Source organism: Streptomyces sp. NRRL S-495, assembly GCF_000966955.1.
Taxonomy (GTDB): domain Bacteria; phylum Actinomycetota; class Actinomycetes; order Streptomycetales; family Streptomycetaceae; genus Kitasatospora; species Kitasatospora purpeofusca.
Window position 1 is genome coordinate 1 of the sequence record NZ_JZWY01000035.1, and the last position, 1,144, is coordinate 1,144.

Below are 1,144 nucleotides of genomic sequence, written 5' to 3' on the forward strand. Positions count from 1 at the left end.
CTACGGCAGGTTGCGGGCCATCACGATGCGCTGGATCTGGTTGGTGCCCTCGTAGATCTGCGTGATCTTCGCGTCCCGCATCATCCGCTCCAACGGATAGTCCCGGGTGTACCCGTACCCACCCAGCAACTGCACCGCGTCCGTCGTGATCTCCATCGCCGCGTCCGACGCGAAACACTTCGCCGCCGCCCCGAAGAACGTCAGGTCCCCGTCCCCCCGCTGCGACCTCGCCGCCGCCGCGTACGTCAACTGACGCGCCGCCTCCAGCTTCATCGCCATGTCCGCCAGCATGAACTGCACACCCTGGAAGTCACCGATCGGCTTCCCGAACTGCTTGCGCTCGCGCACATACCCCTTCGCGTAGTCCAACGCCCCCTGCGCGATCCCCAACGCCTGCGCCGCAATCGTCACCCGCGTGTGGTCCAGCGTCCGCATCGCCGTCGCGAAGCCCGTCCCCTCCGCACCGATCATCCGGTCCGCCGGGATCCGCACATTGTCGAAGTACACCTCACGCGTCGGCGACCCCTTGATCCCCAACTTCCGCTCCGGCGCACCGAACGACACCCCCGCGTCGCCCTTCTCCACCACGAACGCCGAGATCCCCTTCGAGCGCTTCTCCGGGTCCGTCACCGCCATCACCGTGTAGAACTCCGACACCCCCGCATTGGTGATCCAGCGCTTCACCCCGTTCAACACCCAGAAGTCCCCGTCCCGCACCGCACGCGTCCTCATCCCCGCCGCGTCCGAACCCGCCTCCGGCTCCGACAGGCAGTACGAGAACATCCCCTCGCCCCGCGCCAACGCCCCCAGGTACTTCGCCTTCAACTCCTCCGACCCCGACAACTGCACCGGCAACGAACCCAGCTTGTTCACCGCCGGGATCAACGAGGACGAGGCGCACACCCGCGCCACCTCCTCGATCACGATCACCGTCGCCAGCGCGTCCGCCCCCGCACCCCCGAACTCCTCCGGCACATGCACCGCATGCAGGTCACTGCCCTGCAACGCGTCCAACGCCTCCTGCGGGAACCGCCCCTGCTCGTCCACCTCCGCCGCGAACGGAGCGATCTTCGCCTCCGCCAGCGAACGCACCGCCTCACGGAGCATCCCGTGCTCCTCGGAGATCCGGAAGAGATCGAAGTCC

Annotated in this window: 1 protein-coding gene; it reads right to left on the minus strand. The window is 67.6% G+C overall.

The features are described from left to right. A partial coding sequence (locus VR45_RS02885) for an acyl-CoA dehydrogenase family protein (protein WP_063772397.1) occupies nt 1-1,144 on the minus strand: 1,144 nt, incomplete at its 5' end.